Origin of the sequence: Kosakonia sp. SOY2 (assembly GCF_027109175.1) — a bacterium.
Lineage (GTDB): Bacteria > Pseudomonadota > Gammaproteobacteria > Enterobacterales > Enterobacteriaceae > Kosakonia.
This window is the reverse complement of record NZ_JAPVXH010000001.1, coordinates 629,180-645,633: the sequence shown is the minus strand read 5'-3', so window position 1 is coordinate 645,633 and position 16,454 is coordinate 629,180. Positions and strand designations below refer to the sequence as shown.

Annotated in this window: 17 protein-coding genes; 11 read left to right on the top strand and 6 right to left on the bottom strand. The window is 53.3% G+C overall.

The window, feature by feature from the left end; all coding sequences use genetic code 11:
- Positions 1-185: 185 nt before the first annotated feature.
- Both O3S68_RS03020 and O3S68_RS03015 read right to left on the bottom strand, forming a co-directional pair.
- Positions 186-1,091 carry a flagellin N-terminal helical domain-containing protein gene (locus O3S68_RS03020; RefSeq protein WP_097405737.1) on the bottom strand — a complete coding sequence of 302 codons (906 nt, stop codon included), beginning with the start codon at positions 1,089-1,091 and terminating at the stop codon, positions 186-188.
- Between the two features lie 183 nt (positions 1,092-1,274).
- Positions 1,275-2,180 (bottom strand): flagellin N-terminal helical domain-containing protein, encoded by a 906-nt coding sequence (locus tag O3S68_RS03015; RefSeq protein WP_097405736.1) that lies wholly within the window; start codon positions 2,178-2,180, stop codon positions 1,275-1,277.
- Between the two features lie 241 nt (positions 2,181-2,421).
- Here O3S68_RS03015 and fliD point away from each other — a divergent pair, with 241 nt between their 5' ends.
- From fliD to amyA, 4 genes are all read left to right on the top strand, one after another.
- A complete protein-coding gene (fliD, locus tag O3S68_RS03010) occupies positions 2,422-3,840 on the top strand; it encodes a flagellar filament capping protein FliD (protein WP_020454184.1) in 1,419 nt (472 codons plus the stop codon).
- Between the two features lie 23 nt (positions 3,841-3,863).
- Positions 3,864-4,274: a flagellar export chaperone FliS gene (gene fliS / locus O3S68_RS03005; RefSeq protein WP_017458358.1), complete on the top strand. Its 411-nt coding sequence runs from the start codon at positions 3,864-3,866 to the stop codon at positions 4,272-4,274.
- A complete protein-coding gene (gene fliT / locus O3S68_RS03000) occupies positions 4,274-4,633 on the top strand; it encodes a flagella biosynthesis regulatory protein FliT (protein WP_020454185.1) in 360 nt (119 codons plus the stop codon). Before fliS ends, fliT begins: the two co-directional genes overlap by 1 nt.
- Positions 4,634-4,807: 174 nt before the next feature.
- Complete coding sequence (gene amyA, locus O3S68_RS02995; protein WP_269230768.1) at positions 4,808-6,295, top strand: alpha-amylase; 1,488 nt, start codon at positions 4,808-4,810, stop codon at positions 6,293-6,295.
- Between the two features lie 41 nt (positions 6,296-6,336).
- On the opposite strand, the gene yedD is transcribed toward amyA, so the two are convergent.
- The gene (gene yedD, locus O3S68_RS02990; RefSeq protein ID WP_269230767.1) at positions 6,337-6,747 is read right to left on the bottom strand and encodes a lipoprotein YedD; all 411 of its coding nucleotides are present in this window, start codon (positions 6,745-6,747) and stop codon (positions 6,337-6,339) included.
- 193 nt (positions 6,748-6,940) lie between these two features.
- On the opposite strand from yedD, the gene yedE reads away from it, so the two are divergent.
- From yedE to O3S68_RS02975, 3 genes are all read left to right on the top strand, one after another.
- Positions 6,941-8,149, top strand: a complete 1,209-nt coding sequence (gene yedE / locus O3S68_RS02985; RefSeq protein ID WP_269230766.1) for a selenium metabolism membrane protein YedE/FdhT — start codon at positions 6,941-6,943, stop codon at positions 8,147-8,149.
- The gene (yedF, locus tag O3S68_RS02980; RefSeq protein WP_020454189.1) at positions 8,146-8,376 is read left to right on the top strand and encodes a sulfurtransferase-like selenium metabolism protein YedF; all 231 of its coding nucleotides are present in this window, start codon (positions 8,146-8,148) and stop codon (positions 8,374-8,376) included. Before yedE ends, yedF begins: the two co-directional genes overlap by 4 nt.
- An 88-nt stretch (positions 8,377-8,464) precedes the next feature.
- Positions 8,465-9,307, top strand: coding sequence for a WcbI family polysaccharide biosynthesis putative acetyltransferase (locus O3S68_RS02975; RefSeq protein WP_158539528.1), 843 nt, complete (start codon positions 8,465-8,467; stop codon positions 9,305-9,307).
- A gap of 149 nt (positions 9,308-9,456) precedes the next feature.
- On the opposite strand, the gene O3S68_RS02970 is transcribed toward O3S68_RS02975, so the two are convergent.
- From O3S68_RS02970 to fliE, 3 genes are all read right to left on the bottom strand, one after another.
- Positions 9,457-10,353, bottom strand: coding sequence for a diguanylate cyclase (locus O3S68_RS02970; protein ID WP_044489681.1), 897 nt, complete (start codon positions 10,351-10,353; stop codon positions 9,457-9,459).
- A 182-nt stretch (positions 10,354-10,535) separates the two neighbouring features.
- Positions 10,536-10,928 carry a VOC family protein gene (locus tag O3S68_RS02965; protein ID WP_269230765.1) on the bottom strand — a complete coding sequence of 131 codons (393 nt, stop codon included), beginning with the start codon at positions 10,926-10,928 and terminating at the stop codon, positions 10,536-10,538.
- A 218-nt stretch (positions 10,929-11,146) separates the two neighbouring features.
- Positions 11,147-11,458, bottom strand: coding sequence for a flagellar hook-basal body complex protein FliE (fliE, locus tag O3S68_RS02960; RefSeq protein WP_017458367.1), 312 nt, complete (start codon positions 11,456-11,458; stop codon positions 11,147-11,149).
- Positions 11,459-11,683: 225 nt separating this feature from the next.
- Here fliE and fliF point away from each other — a divergent pair, with 225 nt between their 5' ends.
- Genes fliF through fliI form a run of 4 tightly spaced genes read left to right on the top strand, consistent with a single transcriptional unit; the run spans position 11,684 to position 16,451 of the window.
- Complete coding sequence (fliF, locus tag O3S68_RS02955) at positions 11,684-13,384, top strand: flagellar basal-body MS-ring/collar protein FliF (protein ID WP_269230764.1); 1,701 nt, start codon at positions 11,684-11,686, stop codon at positions 13,382-13,384.
- A complete protein-coding gene (gene fliG / locus O3S68_RS02950; RefSeq protein ID WP_020454194.1) occupies positions 13,374-14,372 on the top strand; it encodes a flagellar motor switch protein FliG in 999 nt (332 codons plus the stop codon). Before fliF ends, fliG begins: the two co-directional genes overlap by 11 nt.
- On the top strand, positions 14,365-15,081 hold the full coding sequence (fliH, locus tag O3S68_RS02945) for a flagellar assembly protein FliH (protein ID WP_020454195.1): 717 nt from the start codon (positions 14,365-14,367) through the stop codon (positions 15,079-15,081). The genes fliG and fliH overlap by 8 nt, the downstream gene beginning before the upstream one ends.
- Positions 15,081-16,451 (top strand): flagellar protein export ATPase FliI, encoded by a 1,371-nt coding sequence (gene fliI / locus O3S68_RS02940; RefSeq protein ID WP_020454196.1) that lies wholly within the window; start codon positions 15,081-15,083, stop codon positions 16,449-16,451. The genes fliH and fliI overlap by 1 nt, the downstream gene beginning before the upstream one ends.
- Positions 16,452-16,454: the final 3 nt, after the last annotated feature.

Sequence of the window (16,454 nt, the reverse complement as noted above, 5' to 3'; positions counted from 1 at the left end):
CAGTGAGAAATTTATATTCCGGTATGGGCCAGCGGCTTCATCACCGTCATAATTGTTATCGACGACCTCGCAGAACTCTTTAGTCTTTTTTCTATTTTTTGAGCAATTTTCGTCGAAAATATGCGCAAATCACAAAATAAAAAAGCGCCGACAAGCGGCGCTTTCTGATACTGCATAATTTGCGATTAACGCAGCAGGGACAGCATGGTCTGCGGAACCTGGTTGGCCTGGGCCAGTACGGAAGAACCAGCCTGCTGCAGGATCTGCGCGCGGGACATGTTCGACACTTCAGTCGCGTAGTCAGAATCCTGAATACGGCTGCGTGCGGAAGACAGGTTGTTCACGGTGTTGTTCAGGTTAGTGATGGTGGATTCGAAACGGTTCTGGGACGCACCCAGCAGACTGCGCTGAGTGTCAACCGCTTTGATTGCCGCATCGATATCTGCCAGCGGGCTACCGTTGGTCACACCGCCGCTGCTTACCGTACCGCTCAGAACGTCGAAGCCTTCAGCAGCGGTAGTACGTGCAGTACCGTTGATGCTCTGGCCGGAAGTCTGGGACGTTGCGCCAGAAGCGTTGAACAGGTTGTACGCGTTGGAAGAGGTCAGGCTGATGGAGATCTGCTCGCCATCTTTCGCGCCAACCTGGAAGTTGTAGCTGCTGGTGCCGGAACCGGTGTTCAGCACTTTGATGCCGTTGAAGTCGGTCTGGGTGGTAACACGGTTAACTTCTTCCATACGCTGGTTAACTTCAGCCTGGATGGAGTCGATGTCAGAGGCAGAGTTAGAGCTGTTCTGCGCCTGAACGGTCAGGTCACGGATGCGCTGTAAGTTGTTGTTGATTTCGCCCAGCGCGCCTTCAGCGGTCTGCGCCAGAGAGATACCGTCGTTCGCGTTACGTGCAGCAACGGTCAGGCCGTTGATGTTGGAAGTAAAACGGTTAGCAATTGCCTGGCCTGCAGCGTCGTCTTTAGCGCTGTTGATACGCAGACCGGAAGAGAGGCGCTCGATCGAGGTGCCCAGAGAAGACTGAGATTTAGTCAGGTTGTTCTGGGTCATCAGCGACAGGGTGTTAGTATTAATAACAGCCATGATTATTATCCTTCATTGAGTAATTTATATTCCGGTATGCGCCAGCGGCTTCATCACCGTCATAATTGTTATCGACGGGGTTAACGAACTCTTTAGGGATTTTTTTATTTTTATTCGGCTTATTTTTCAAAGAAATAAAAAAGCGCCGACAAGCGGCGCTTTCTGATACTGCGTAATTTGCGATTAACGCAGCAGGGACAGCATGGTCTGCGGAACCTGGTTGGCCTGAGCCAGTACGGAAGAACCAGCCTGCTGCAGGATCTGCGCGCGGGACATGTTCGACACTTCAGTCGCGTAGTCAGAATCCTGAATACGGCTGCGTGCGGAAGACAGGTTGTTCACGGTGTTGTTCAGGTTGGTGATGGTGGATTCGAAACGGTTCTGGGACGCACCCAGCAGGCTGCGCTGAGTGTCAACCGCTTTGATTGCCGCATCGATATCTGCCAGCGGGCTACCGTTGGTCACACCGCCGCTGCTTACCGTACCGCTCAGAACGTCGAAGCCTTCAGCAGCAGTAGAACGTGCAGTACCGTTGATGGTCTGGCCGGTGGTCTGGGACGTTGCGCCAGAAGCGTTGAACAGGTTGTACGCGTTGGAAGAGGTCAGGCTGATGGAGATAGTTTCGCCGTCTTTCGCGCCAACCTGGAAGTTGTAGCTGCTGGAGCCGGAACCGGTGTTCAGCACTTTGATGCCGTTGAAGTCGGTCTGGGTGGTAACACGGTTCACTTCTTCCATACGCTGGTTAACTTCAGCCTGGATGGAGTCGATGTCAGAGGCAGAGTTGGAGCTGTTCTGTGCCTGAACGGTGAGGTCACGGATACGCTGCAGGTTGTTGTTGATTTCGCTCAGCGCGCCTTCAGCGGTCTGCGCCAGAGAGATACCGTCGTTCGCGTTACGTGCAGCAACGGTCAGGCCGTTGATGTTGGAAGTAAAGCGGTTAGCAATTGCCTGGCCAGCAGCGTCATCTTTAGCGCTGTTGATACGCAGACCAGAAGACAGGCGCTCAATAGACGTACCCAGAGAAGACTGAGATTTAGTCAGGTTGTTCTGAGTCATCAGAGACAGGGTGTTAGTATTAATAACAGCCATGATGTAATTCCTTAAAAAAAGTTATCAGATTCAGGCATCTGCCTACGGTTTTCTCACCGTCCCCCTGATTATCGACCGCCTCTTAACAACCTTTAGAAAAAAAGATCATTTTTTTAAAGCCGCAAACTGCCCGCTATTCTTTATCTTTATTCCGCCATTGTTTTAAAAAAAACCCTCTAATCTTTTCGCAGTCGCTGCCGATAATCCCCACAGTGATTGTCTAAAACTGAAGGATAAAGAAATGGCAACTATTAGTTCTATCGGAGCAGGCACCAGCTTAAGTTCGTCGCTCAGTACGCTGTATAGCCAGCTGCAGACGGCCGAAGAGACCAGGCTGACGCCAATTACCACTCAGCAGACATCGTATAAAGCAAAACTCACTGCCTGGGGCATCGTTCAGACGTCGCTGACCAAGCTGCAAACAGCGGCCAATGCGCTGAAAGATACCTCCAAAATTGCATCGGCCAAAGTTTCCAGCACCAACACGGCGTTTACCGCCTCCCTGGCGACCAGTGCAACGGCGGGATCATATTCTATTGAAGTGACGTCGCTGGCAGCAGCGCAGTCGCTGCTCAGCCCGAAAGCGGCAAGTAAAGATACGGATTTAGGTGATAGCAGCCTGAGCTCGCGTACCATTACGATCACCCAACCGGGTCAAAAAGATCCGCTGACCGTTACGCTGGCAAGCGATAAGACCAGCCTGGCGGATATCCGTGATGCGATCAACGCGAAAGCAGGAAGTGTGACCGCAAGTATCATTAAAGCCGATGACAGCAGCTACTATCTGGCGCTGACCTCGCGCGATAGCGGTACCACCAACCAGATGACGATCACCACTAATGATACCGAGTTAGCCAAGTACGTTAGTTATGATTCAAGCAATGCCGGCAGCGCCAGCAATACCATGACGCAGCAGGTTGCCGCTGCTGACGCCAACCTGAAGATCAACGGCGTGGCGATCACGCGTAGCAGTAACACCATCACCGATGCGCCGGAAGGCGTAACGCTGACGCTGAACAAGACCAATATCGGCAGCCCGGAAACGCTGGCGGTAACCAAAGATAATGCGCCAATGACTGCGGCGGTGCAGGCGTTTGTTGATGCTTATAACTCACTGCAAACGACCATTGCCAACCAGACAAAATACACGAAAGTGGATCAGGGCAGTACGTCTCAGGACAACTCTAACGGCGATCTGCTGGGTGACGGTACGCTGCGTAACATTCAGACGCGTCTGCGCTCGCTGCTCTCCTCTTCTCAGAGCAATACCGGCAGCTACAATATCCTGTCGCAGCTGGGTATTACCCAGGATGTCTCCGGCAAACTGACCGTTGACAGCACCAAGCTCGACAAAGCGCTGACGGAAAAATCAACTGACGTGATCTCTTTCCTGACCGGTGATGGCAAAACCACAGGTTTTGCGACGCAGGCTAGCAATCTGCTGGACGATTTCCTCGGTACTGACGGCACCGTGCAGAATGCAACCGATGGGATTAACAAGACGCTGAAAAAGCTGTCTGAGCAGTATGACCGGGTTAACGACCAGATCACCGCAACCATGGCTCGTTATAAAGCGCAATTTACAAGTTTAAGTACGCTGGTCTCGTCACTGGAATCAACCGGTAACTATTTGACCCAGCAATTTAACAAGACCAATTAATAAAGTATTCGTTGAGGTTTGAAATGTATACGAAATCGGGAACTCAGGCTTATGCTCAGGTCGGCGTGGAAAGCGCCGTCCTGAGCGCCAGCCCGCATCAACTTGTGGTACTGCTTTTTGATGGCGCGTTAAGCGCCATGAAAAGGGCTGCGATCCTGATTGAGCAGGGAGATATTCCCGGTAAAGGACAGGCGCTTTCAAAGGCTATTAATATCATTACCAACGGTTTGCGTGCCGGTCTCGACCACGAAGTCGGTGGCGAGATCGCCGCAAACCTGGACAGTCTTTATGACTATATGACACGACGTCTTTTACAGGCTAATCTCCACAATGACCTCTCCGCCATTGATGAAGTTTCAACGTTGCTCAACAACATTGCTGATGCCTGGAAAGAGATTGGCCCCAATAATCAAAACGCGCGGGACACTTACTAATGGAAGCAAATTTCGGGTTGCTCCACCACTATCAGCAGCTGTTGGTCACCAGCCGCACCATGCTTAACCTCGCGAAGGAAGGGCGTTGGGACGAACTCATTGAGCACGAGTTGAAATACATTACCGCTGTGGAGAAACTGACACAGTTCCAGGATATGAGTGAAGTCGCGCCTCAAATGCAGGCGCAAATTCGCCCGTTGCTACAGCAAATTCTGGAAAATGAAGTTTCACTCAAAGAACTGTTAAGCCAGCGAATGGACGAGCTGCGGACATTGGTTGGACAGACATCCCGACAACATAACCTACATTCGACATATGGACGTCTCTCTGGAAACATTTTATTCCCCAACGAGATCTAATCTCATGCCCGGCGGGTGATACAGGAACAGTCCATCACCCGCTACGGTTTTCGCCTTCCCCCCTCTTCCCGTTCTTATCTCGCAATACAAATTCCCACGCCACTATGTGCGTAGCGGTTCGTCGTTTCTGAAATCTCAGCCATACTTCCGGCGTCTCACTCTGGAGCATGGAAGATGAAAAACCCCACCCTGTTGCAAACGTTTCACTGGTACTCCCCTGATGGCGGCGCACTCTGGCCGGAACTTCGCGCGCGCGCAGGTGCGCTGAACGACATGGGGATCAATATGGTCTGGCTTCCACCGGCGTACAAAGGTGCCGCAGGCGACCAGTCGGTGGGTTATGACAGCTACGATTTATTCGATCTCGGTGAGTTTGATCAGAAAGGTAGCGTCGCCACCAAATACGGGGATAAAGCGCAACTGCTCGCCGCCATTGACGTGCTGCAGGCGAACGGTATCGCCGTGCTGCTGGATGTGGTGGTCAATCACAAAATGGGCGCCGATGGAAAAGAAGCGGTACGCGTAAACCGGGTCAATCAACAGGATCGCACGCAAATTGACGACGAGGTTGTTGCATGTGAAGCCTGGACGCGCTTCACCTTCCCTGCCCGAGCCGGGAAATATTCGCGATTTATCTGGGATTACAAATGCTTTAGCGGCGTCGATCATATTGAAAATCCGGACGAATACGGCGTATTTAAAATCGTTAACGACTATACCGGCGACGGCTGGAACGACCAGGTCGACGACGAGCTGGGCAACTTCGACTACCTGATGGGCGCTAATATCGATTTTCGTAACCATGCGGTGACGGAAGAGATCAAATACTGGGCGCGTTGGGTAATGGAACAGACTCACTGCGACGGTTTTCGTCTGGACGCGGTGAAACACATTCCGGCCTGGTTCTATAAAGAGTGGATCGAGCATGTGCAGGAAGTCGCGCCCGGGCCGCTGTTTATCGTCGCGGAATACTGGTCCCATGAAGTGGAAAAGCTGCAGCAGTATATCGGCCAGGTTGAGGGCAAAACGATGCTCTTTGACGCGCCGCTGCATATGAAATTTCACGAAGCCTCGCAACAGGGGTGCAATTACGATATGCGCCAGATCTTCGACGGAACCCTGGTGGAAGCCGATCCGTTTCACGCCGTAACGCTGGTTGCCAACCACGACACGCAACCCCTGCAAGCCCTGGAAGCGCCGGTCGAAGCCTGGTTTAAACCGCTGGCCTATGCGCTGATCCTGCTGCGTGAAAATGGCGTGCCGTCAGTCTTTTACCCGGATCTGTTTGGCGCAAGCTACGATGATACCGGCGGCGATGGCGAAACCTACCACGTCGATATGCCAGTCATTGAAAATCTCGAACGGTTAATTCTCGCCCGCCAGCGTTTCGCCCACGGCGTGCAAACCCTGTGGTTTGATCATCCTAACTGCATCGCCTTTAGCCGCAGTGGCACCGAATGTGAGCCGGGTTGCGTGGTGGTAATGTCCAATGGCGACGAGGGAGAAAAACAGTTGATGCTGGGGGAGAACTACGCCAGTAAAGTGTGGCGGGATTTTCTTGGTAACCGCGAGGAGACGATCACCACCGATGAACATGGTGAAGGAACATTCACCTGCCATGGGGGTAGCGTCAGCGTGTGGGTCATTGAAGATGCGCTATAAAATTGCGCCGGGCAACGTAACATGCAGGCCCGGCGTGCCATTTAGTGCGTAATGTTCAGCCCGGATTTTGTTAAAGCGTCCTGGCATTCAACCGTGGGTTTATCGACGCGTTGCAATGTCAGACCATCAAACTCCAGCGTATTACCTTCGCGCTCAAGGCGGTAAATGTCGCGTTTTTGCGTCACGTTATACAGCTTGTCGCCATTACGCATCAGCTTGCCCGGAACGGCAATCACGCGCTGCCACTGGCGGCAATCGAGCGTATCACCCTCTTTTGTCACGATAAGGCTGGCGATGGCTTCCGGGCTCACCAGGTTGCTTTGCGGCCCGGAAGATTGCCAGTAACCCGCCAGCCCTGCCGGTGCGGGCTGTTTCACCACCGCATCGTAATTATCCACCTGAACGCAGCCGCTCAGCAGCATCGCCGCGCCAATAATCACTCGCTTTTTCATTATTTATCCTGCTCGCGAAGAAAAAAATATTGTGGCATTAAAGCATTATCATCGCCACCCTTTCCCCCACCGCCTGCAAGTTTGATCTGTACCAGGTTTTTCGCCTTTTTTACGTTAGCTTGTCATCCCGCCCGTGTATTATCCGGGGTTCTTTTGCATTACCCGTTCCTTCTGAGTTCAGAGGCTCATTTCTATGTCATGGCAACAGTTCAAAGACCGCTTTCTGATTAAGTTCTGGTCTCCCGTCCCGGCGGTTATCGCTGCGGGCATCCTCTCCACTTACTATTTTGGTATCACCGGCACGTTCTGGGCGGTTACCGGCGAGTTTACCCGCTGGGGCGGTCAGTTATTGCAACTGGCAGGTGTGCACACCGAAGAGTGGGGCTACTTCAAATTGATCCACCTTGACGGCACGCCGCTCACCCGTATTGATGGCATGATGATCATCGGCATGTTCGGCGGCTGTTTCGCCGCCGCGCTGTGGGCGAACAACGTCAAGCTGCGTTTGCCGCACAGCCGTATCCGCATCATGCAGGCCATTATCGGCGGGATGATTGCCGGTTTCGGCGCACGTCTGGCGATGGGCTGTAACCTCGCCGCCTTCTTTACCGGTATTCCGCAGTTCTCGTTACACGCGTGGTTTTTTGCCATCGCCACCGCCATTGGCTCATGGTTTGGCGCACGCTTCACGTTGCTGCCGCTGTTTCGTATCCCGGTTAAAATGCAAAAAGTCTCAGCCGCCTCGCCGCTGACGCAAAAACCCGCTCAGGCAAAACGTCGTTTTCGTATCGGCATGCTGGTGTTTGCCGGCATGGTGGGTTGGGCGCTGCTGACGGCAATGAACCAGCCCAAATTAGGCCTGGCAATGCTGTTTGGTGTGGGTTTTGGTCTGCTTATCGAACGTGCGCAAATCTGTTTTACCTCGGCCTTCCGCGATATGTGGATCACCGGGCGCACGATGATGGCGAAAGCGATTATTTTCGGGATGGCGGCCAGCGCTATCGGCATCTTTAGCTATGTCCAGCTGGGCATGGAAGCCAAAATTATGTGGGCGGGTCCGAATGCGGTGATCGGCGGCTTGCTGTTCGGCTTTGGTATTGTACTGGCAGGCGGCTGTGAAACCGGCTGGATGTACCGCGCGGTGGAAGGCCAGGTACACTACTGGTGGGTTGGGCTGGGTAACGTGATTGGCTCAACGAGCCTCGCCTATTACTGGGATGATTTATCCCCTGCGCTGGCCACCAGCTGGGACAAAATCAACCTGTTGAAAACCTTCGGTCCGCTGGGTGGCCTGCTGGTCACTTATCTTTTGTTGCTCGCCGCCTTCTTGTTTGTCGTCGGCTGGGAAAAACGCTTCTTCCGCCGCGCTAACACCGCGACTACCGTTAAGGAGGCTGCATGAACATCGTGCCCGATTACCGTCTTGATATGAGCGGCGAGCCCTGCCCTTACCCGGCTGTTGCGACGCTTGAAGCGATGCCGCAGTTAAAAAAAGGCGAGATCCTGGAAGTGATAAGCGACTGCCCGCAATCCATTAATAATATTCCGCTTGATGCGCGTAATCACGGCTATACAGTGCTGGATATTCAGCAAGATGGGCCGACGATCCGGTATTTGATACAAAAATAAGGTTTTACCTGTACTCCGCCCCCAGGCTAACGATAAAATTAGCCGCTGTAATTACAACGGAATGCACTAGCCTGGGGGCGTTTATAAAATGAAATTAGCATTAATTGGTAATTGCCAACTTGAAGTTCTGGGAAATTTGATAATGAACGTCAGCGGGCTGCATGAAGGGAAGTTCGACGGCATTTTCAATATGCCTATTTATAAACTTAACGAAAATAATGACTTCATTAACTTCTATCACGAATTAGAACAGTGTGATTTCATTTTTATGCAGCATCATGCAGAAAAATGGGGACCGTTTTCAACAGCAGCCTTAAGCCAATTCTTCGATATCACCATGCTACCGACCATGGAATCCCGCGTTTCAACGCCGCAACTCGGGTACTATACAGATAAAATCCCTGATTTTATGGTCTACGTCGATTACCGCATGCTGCATCTTTATCTCACCAATGTGAGTATTCAAAACGTGGTGGAAGCGTACCATTCCGTGAGTTTTTCCAGTGAAAAACAAACCAATATGCTTAAAGAAGATGCGTTGAAATACCGCACATTATTTCAACGAGGCAAGCTTTATTTCGATTATTCAGAAGAGTATTTCCGCACGCTTTCCGCTAACCCAGATTGTTACTCAACGGTAAGCCACCCGGATAACTATAATCTGAGTTTGTTATTACAAGTGATTTATCATAAATCACTTGGCATTAACGAGAGTTTCGATCTGCAGGGCAATGATCTGCTTAAAAATTATGTTGCGCCGAAAATTGGCTCAGGTGATAACACGTATCATATGATGCGCCCGACGGGTCTGGCGCTGGCAGGTAAAATTAATTATGCCTTTTTTGACAGCCAGAATCGGCGTGCGCTTAAACAAGCGCTGGTTAACTCCTCTTACTATACCGGTCTGGAAGACTGCTACCAGAACCTGTAATTCGCCGGGTGTTTTCCTGCTCCTAAAAAAGCCCTTTGCAGGGCTTTTTTAGTATGGTTGAAAATAGAGTCAACCGCCGTTAATAACAGAACCCTTGCTGATAGTATTGAACGCGATATAAAACAAATCGCACCAGGGATAATGGAATATTAATGGGTAATAAGGTGAATCTCACCGCCTTCATCCATAAACATACAGCGGTTGCGCCCGGTCTGTTTTCCCCGATACATCGCCGCATCGGCTCTTTTCACGACGATGCCAATAGACTCGCCATCCCATGCCTGAGTCACACCGATGGTCACCGTAATGTTAAGCGCTTTATCGTCGTAATGAATGGCTGACGCTGCAACCGACTCACGCAGGCGCATCGCGGCCATGCACGCCTCTCTGTCCGAAGGCGCATACAGAATAATAATGAACTCCTCACCGCCGTAGCGGTAGGCAGTGTCGCCCCCACGGATCCGATCGCGCAGTTGCTGCGCCAGCTCGCGTAAAACGCCATCACCGACCAGATGCCCGTAGGTGTCATTCACATCTTTAAAACGATCGATATCAAGCAGCAACATATACATCTTCCGGTCTGATACTTCTTTTAGTTGCTGTTCAAACCTTTCGTCCAGCATCCTGCGACCTGGCAGCCCGGTTAATATATCAACGCCACCGCGCAGCTTTAATAAATACGTTTTATAGGCGGTCACCGCTGCGGAAAATAACGCAAGACGATGCTTAAACTCTGAAAATTTATCAGTATTTGTTTTTTTATCCCTAATCACACACATCAATTCACGGCCGCAGTTATGCATTTTAGTGTGTGTCGCATCAATTGCCTGCAGGCAGCTGGATTCCTCCTGATTCGTGGGTTGGTGTCCATCCAGCCAGCGACCGAAATGGCACAGGTGGTGCGAGTGTGCGTTAATGCTTTCCGACTGATCAATATTATTATTGACCACGCAGGCGAACATATTGATTAACCAATCATAATGCGCATCAACTGCTTTATTAAGATCAATAAGGATATTATCAATCTGTTGCGTATTCCTGTACATCATATCCCTCACCGCAGTGTAATAAGCACTACAGTGTAAAAAAACAAAAGGTATTTTTATGTAAATATAATAAAATCAGCTAAAGAATCAGATATTTCAGCGCAAGAAATATTTGCAAAAAAGGAAATAAAACCCATTAATTCATGGTAATGGCAAAGCACCTGCGTGGAACCACGCGTAACTCAGACAGATACCCACGCCCTGTTTTGCAACACCACGCGGTAGCCGTCATGGTCCTGCCAGCTCTTGCCTGAAATATCCCAGTAAGGGTTAAACGAAACGATCTCTGTAAACCCTGCTTTGCGCATGGCTTCACAGCGCGCAACCCATTCATCAGCGTCCGGGTAATAAAGCACCAGTAAATCCTCTGCCGTCGCAGCAGGTTTAACCGGATGGTGATGACAACGTGTGAATTCGATGTGCCAGGGCGCAGAGCGGTGCCCTGCCATCACGCCACTGAAGCCCTCATGATCGGTGAAATCCGCAATTTTGCGCAGTTCCAGCGCCTCGCAATACATGCGGCAGCTTAGTTCAAGGTCGGTTACGGGCCGGGCGATTCTCATATGGGCAAACATTCGTCATCTCTCCTTCGGGCATCGTCAGTGGAAAACGGTAAGCATGACTGTACCCGCAACGGCTATGGTCGATGTGATCGTCTGTGCCCACGTAAAGTGGCAGGGAGGGTGCAAAAAGGATTAGGAGGGAAAGCGCGCGAAACAAAAAACAAGGGAAGATAACCGCCAGCGAGGTGGTTATCTTCCCATTATTCGTGGTTATGCGTGAGTCAGACTCACTACACCTGCATGTTCATAATGTCCTGGTATGCAGAAACCAGTTTGTTACGTACCTGAATGCCCATCTGCAACGAAATCGATGATTTCTGCAAATCGGTCATCACGTCGTTCAGCGCTACGCCCGGCTCACCGAGTGTAAATTTTTCCGCCTGGGTACGCGCTGCGTTTTGCGTGTCGCTAATGCGATCCAGCGCAGCATGCAGTTGCCCGGCGAAGCTGATAGACGGTTCACTTTCCACGCTCTGATTACGCGCAATCCCGGCAGTTGCCTGTAGCTGACTGACGACGCTTTCAATGCCCTGTATAGCCATGGTAAATCCCCGGATGGTTTGATACCTGACAAGGTTAACAGCTTGTCAATGGGATAATGGCGGTAAATAGCGATAAAAAACCAGGTTATTTGAGGCATAGAAAATTCGGATTCATCAAATAATGACACTGCCAGTTAATGGACATTTGTCGAGTTTGCCGACCCGGGAGTCTGTTTTGTTTCTCAACTCAAATAACAACATCCACCCAGAGTTACGAGGTGCGCAATGAGTGCGACTGCAACAACTGCACCGCAGAATAAATCTCTTGAGTGGCTTAACCGCTTACGCGCGAACCCCAAAATTCCTCTTATGGTGGCCGCTGCAGCAGCGGTTGCCATTGTTGTTGCTATGGTACTGTGGGCGAAAAGCCCGGACTACCGCACGCTTTATAGCAACCTGTCCGATCAGGACGGCGGCGCTATCGTCACCCAATTGACGCAGATGAACGTCCCCTACCGCTTTGCTGACGGTAGCGGTGCTATTGAAGTTCCCGCCGATAAAGTCCAGGAGCTGCGCCTGAAACTGGCTCAACAGGGTCTGCCGAAAGGCGGCGCTGTCGGTTTTGAACTGCTGGATCAGGAAAAATTTGGTATCAGCCAGTTCAGCGAACAAGTGAACTACCAGCGTGCGCTGGAAGGCGAACTGGCACGCACCATCGAAGCACTCGGTCCGGTAAAAGGCGCCCGCGTTCATCTCGCGATGCCAAAACCGTCGCTGTTCGTGCGCGAGCAGAAAGCCCCTTCCGCATCCGTGACGGTGAATTTGCAACCGGGACGCGCGCTGGATGATGGCCAGATCAGCGCCGTCGTACACCTCGTTTCCAGCGCGGTGGCAGGTTTACCGCCGGGCAACGTGACCGTTGTCGATCAGGGCGGTCGTCTGCTGACCCAATCCGGCGTTGCCGGTCGTGACCTGAATGATGCACAACTGAAATACACCGCCGACGTTGAAGGCCGTATCCAGCGCCGTATCGAAGCGATCCTTGGCCCTATCGTGGGTAACGGCAACGTTCACGCGCAGGTAACGGCGAAACTCGATTTTGCGAATAAAGAGCAGACAGAAGAGCAATACACGCCAAACGGCGGCGATCCGTCACAGGCTGTGCTGCGTTCACGTCAGGTAAATAGCAGCGAGCAGATTGGCGGCCAGTATCCTGGCGGCGTTCCGGGTGCGCTGTCGAACCAGCCTGCTCCGGCGAATACCGCGCCGATTACCACACCGGCTAACCAGCAGAACGCTCAGCAGAATCAAAATGCGCAGGGCCAGCAAGGCACGAGCACGGCTAACACCACCACCACCGGGCCGCGTAACACCACGCATAACGAAACCAATAACTACGAAGTCGACCGTACGATCCGCCACACCAAAATGAATGTCGGCGATATCGAGCGCCTCTCTGTTGCGGTGGTGGTCAACTATCGTTCGCTGCCGGGTGGCAAAACCGCCGCGCTGACAGCCGACCAGATTAAACAGATTGAAGATTTGACTCGCGAAGCGATGGGTTACACCGAGAAACGCGGTGACACCCTGAACGTCGTCAACTCGCCGTTCAACGCAACGGATGATGTTGGTGGTCAGCTCCCGTTCTGGCAACAGCAGTCGTTTATCGATCAGCTGATGTCCGCAGGTCGCTGGTTGCTGGTGCTCATCGTGGCGTGGCTGCTGTGGCGTAAAGCCGTACGTCCGCAGCTGGTACGCCGCCAGGAAGAGGCGAAAGCCTTGCAGGAAGCGCAACAAGCCAAAGCGGAAATCGAAGAATCGGTGGAAGTTCGCCTCAGCAAAGACGAACAGAACCAGCAGCGTCGCTCTAACCAGCGCCTGAGCGCCGAGGTGATGAGCCAGCGTATTCGCGAAATGTCAGATAACGATCCGCGCGTCGTGGCGCTGGTCATTCGCCAGTGGATGAGTAACGAACATGAGCAATAATCTTTCCGGAACGGACAAAAGCGTCATCCTGCTGATGACCATTGGCGAAGATCGCGCGGCTGAGGTGTTCAAACACCTCTCCGCCCGCGAAGTCCAGCACTTGAGTACCGCGATGGCCAGCGTACGTCAGATCTCCAACAAACAGCTGATGGACGTATTGCAGGAGTTCGAGAACGAAGCGGAACAATTCGCGGCGCTGAACATCAACGCCAACGATTACCTGCGTTCGGTGCTGGTCAAAGCCCTCGGCGAAGAGCGTGCCTCCAGCCTGCTGGAAGATATCCTCGAAACGCGCGATACCACCAGCGGCATCGAAACGCTCAACTTTATGGAGCCGCAGAGCGCCGCCGACCTTATCCGCGACGAACACCCGCAGATCATCGCCACTATCCTTGTGCACCTCAAACGTTCTCAGGCGGCGGATATCCTTGCGCTGTTTGATGAGCGTATGCGCCACGATGTGATGCTGCGTATCGCCACCTTCGGCGGCGTACAGCCTGCCGCACTGGCGGAACTGACCGAAGTGCTGAACAACCTGCTCGACGGCCAGAACCTCAAGCGCAGCAAAATGGGCGGTGTGAGAACCGCGGCGGAAATCATCAACCTGATGAAAACGCAGCAGGAAGAAGCCGTTATTACCGCCGTTCGCGAGTTCGACGGCGAGCTGGCGCAGAAAATTATCGACGAGATGTTCCTGTTCGAAAACCTGGTGGATGTGGACGACCGCAGCATCCAGCGCCTGCTGCAGGAAGTGGATTCCGAATCCCTGCTGGTTGCCCTCAAAGGCGCCGAGCAACCGCTGCGCGAGAAGTTCCTGCGCAACATGTCGCAACGTGCGGCAGATATTCTGCGCGACGACCTGGCCAACCGTGGGCCGGTGCGTCTGTCTCAGGTGGAAAACGAACAGAAAGCCATCCTGCTCATCGTTCGCCGTCTGGCGGAGACCGGCGAGATGGTAATTGGCAGCGGCGAGGATACCTATGTCTAATGAATTGCCGTGGAAAGTCTGGAAGCCGGACGATCTGGCCCTCCCGCTGGCCGCCGAGTTCGCTCCCCTGCTGACGAAAGAGTCGTCGTCAGCCGCTGAAGCGGACGGCGAAGAAGATGAGATATCAGAAGAGCAAAAGCTGCAGCAGCAGTTAGCGCAGATCCAGATGCAGGCGCACGACGCCGGGTATAACGCCGGTCTGGCGGAAGGCCGCAAAGCGGGTCACGACGTCGGCTACCAGGAAGGTCTGGCGCAGGGGCGCGAAGATGGTCTCAACCAGGCGCGCCAGCAACAGGCGCCAATCCATGCGCGTATGCAGCAGCTGGTCAGCGAATTCCAGTACACGCTGGATGCGCTGGACAGTGTTATCGCCTCGCGTCTGATGCAGATGGCGCTGGAAGCCGCGCGCCAGGTGTTAGGCCAGGTGCCGGTTGTTGATAACAGCGCGCTGATCAAGCAGATCCAGCATTTAATCCAGCAGGAGCCGCTGTTCAGCGGGAAACCGCAATTGCGCGTGCATCCGGACGATTTGCAGCGCGTGGAAGAGATGCTTGGCGCAACCCTCAGCCTGCACGGCTGGCGTTTGCGTGGCGACCCGACCCTGCATCCGGGCGGGTGCAAAGTGTCCGCCGATGAAGGCGATCTCGACGCCAGCGTAGCAACACGCTGGCAGGAACTGTGCCGTCTGGCGGCGCCGGGAGTAGTTTAATGACCGCACGTTTGACCCGCTGGCTAACGACGCTGGATAACTTTGAAGTCAAAATGGCGCAGCTGCCCGCTGTGCGCCGTTATGGTCGGCTGACCCGCGCGACCGGGCTGGTGCTGGAAGCCACCGGCCTGCAGCTGCCGCTGGGCGCGACCTGCATTATTGAGCGTCAGGACGGTGTCGAAACGCGCGAAGTCGAATGTGAAGTGGTTGGCTTCAACGGCCAGCGCCTGTTTTTAATGCCGCTGGAAGAAGTTGAAGGTATTTTGCCTGGCGCGCGCGTTTATGCCCGCAGCGTGTTAGGTGATGGTTTGCAAAGCGGTAAACAGCTGCCGCTCGGCCCTGCCCTGCTTGGCCGCGTGCTGGATGGCGGCGGCAAGCCGCTCGACGGTCTGCCTGCACCGGAAACCGGTGAGACCGGCGCACTGGTCACGCAGCCGTTTAACCCCTTACAACGTACGCCGATTGAGCATGTGCTGGATACCGGCGTACGCGCCATTAACGCCCTGCTGACCGTCGGTCGTGGTCAGCGTATGGGGTTGTTCGCCGGTTCCGGCGTCGGTAAAAGCGTGCTATTAGGCATGATGGCCCGTTATACCCAGGCCGACGTTATTGTCGTCGGGCTGATTGGTGAACGTGGCCGCGAAGTAAAAGATTTTATCGAGAACATCCTTGGCGCAGAAGGCCGCGCACGTTCGGTGGTGATTGCCGCCCCGGCAGACGTTTCTCCTTTATTGCGTATGCAGGGCGCTGCGTACGCGACGCGCATTGCTGAAGATTTCCGCGACCGCGGTCAGCATGTGCTTCTGATCATGGACTCCCTGACGCGTTATGCCATGGCGCAGCGTGAAATCGCGCTGGCAATTGGCGAACCGCCAGCGACGAAAGGTTATCCCCCTTCTGTCTTCGCCAAATTACCGGCGCTGGTGGAACGCGCGGGGAACGGTATTCACGGCGGCGGTTCGATCACCGCGTTTTATACCGTTCTGACCGAAGGGGATGACCAGCAGGATCCGATCGCTGACTCCGCACGAGCCATTCTTGATGGGCACATTGTCTTGTCCCGCCGCCTGGCGGAAGCCGGTCACTACCCGGCCATTGACATTGAAGCCTCTATCAGCCGTGCGATGACAGCGTTAATTACGGAACAACATTACGCCAGAGTCCGGAACTTTAAGCAGTTGCTGTCGAGCTTCCAGCGTAACCGCGATCTGGTTAGCGTTGGCGCGTATGCGCGCGGTAGCGACCCAATGCTGGATAAAGCCATCGCATTGTGGCCACACCTGGAAGCCTTCCTGCAGCAGGGCATTTTTGAACGTGCCGGGTGGGAAGATTCAATGCAGGCATTAGAGCTGATCTTCCCGACAGTCTAAGGT

Coding starts and splice junctions, on each gene's coding strand:
- O3S68_RS03015 (WP_097405736.1), bottom strand. CDS start 2,180: ATGGCTGTTATTAATACTAACACCCTGTCTCTGATGACTCAGAACAAC.
- fliI (WP_020454196.1), top strand. CDS start 15,081: ATGACCGCACGTTTGACCCGCTGGCTAACGACGCTGGATAACTTTGAA.
- O3S68_RS03020 (WP_097405737.1), bottom strand. CDS start 1,091: ATGGCTGTTATTAATACTAACACCCTGTCGCTGATGACCCAGAACAAC.
- fliG (WP_020454194.1), top strand. CDS start 13,374: ATGAGCAATAATCTTTCCGGAACGGACAAAAGCGTCATCCTGCTGATG.
- yedE (WP_269230766.1), top strand. CDS start 6,941: ATGTCATGGCAACAGTTCAAAGACCGCTTTCTGATTAAGTTCTGGTCT.
- yedF (WP_020454189.1), top strand. CDS start 8,146: ATGAACATCGTGCCCGATTACCGTCTTGATATGAGCGGCGAGCCCTGC.
- yedD (WP_269230767.1), bottom strand. CDS start 6,747: ATGAAAAAGCGAGTGATTATTGGCGCGGCGATGCTGCTGAGCGGCTGC.
- O3S68_RS02970 (WP_044489681.1), bottom strand. CDS start 10,353: ATGTACAGGAATACGCAACAGATTGATAATATCCTTATTGATCTTAAT.
- amyA (WP_269230768.1), top strand. CDS start 4,808: ATGAAAAACCCCACCCTGTTGCAAACGTTTCACTGGTACTCCCCTGAT.
- fliD (WP_020454184.1), top strand. CDS start 2,422: ATGGCAACTATTAGTTCTATCGGAGCAGGCACCAGCTTAAGTTCGTCG.
- O3S68_RS02965 (WP_269230765.1), bottom strand. CDS start 10,928: ATGTTTGCCCATATGAGAATCGCCCGGCCCGTAACCGACCTTGAACTA.
- fliF (WP_269230764.1), top strand. CDS start 11,684: ATGAGTGCGACTGCAACAACTGCACCGCAGAATAAATCTCTTGAGTGG.
- fliE (WP_017458367.1), bottom strand. CDS start 11,458: ATGGCTATACAGGGCATTGAAAGCGTCGTCAGTCAGCTACAGGCAACT.
- fliT (WP_020454185.1), top strand. CDS start 4,274: ATGGAAGCAAATTTCGGGTTGCTCCACCACTATCAGCAGCTGTTGGTC.
- fliS (WP_017458358.1), top strand. CDS start 3,864: ATGTATACGAAATCGGGAACTCAGGCTTATGCTCAGGTCGGCGTGGAA.
- O3S68_RS02975 (WP_158539528.1), top strand. CDS start 8,465: ATGAAATTAGCATTAATTGGTAATTGCCAACTTGAAGTTCTGGGAAAT.
- fliH (WP_020454195.1), top strand. CDS start 14,365: ATGTCTAATGAATTGCCGTGGAAAGTCTGGAAGCCGGACGATCTGGCC.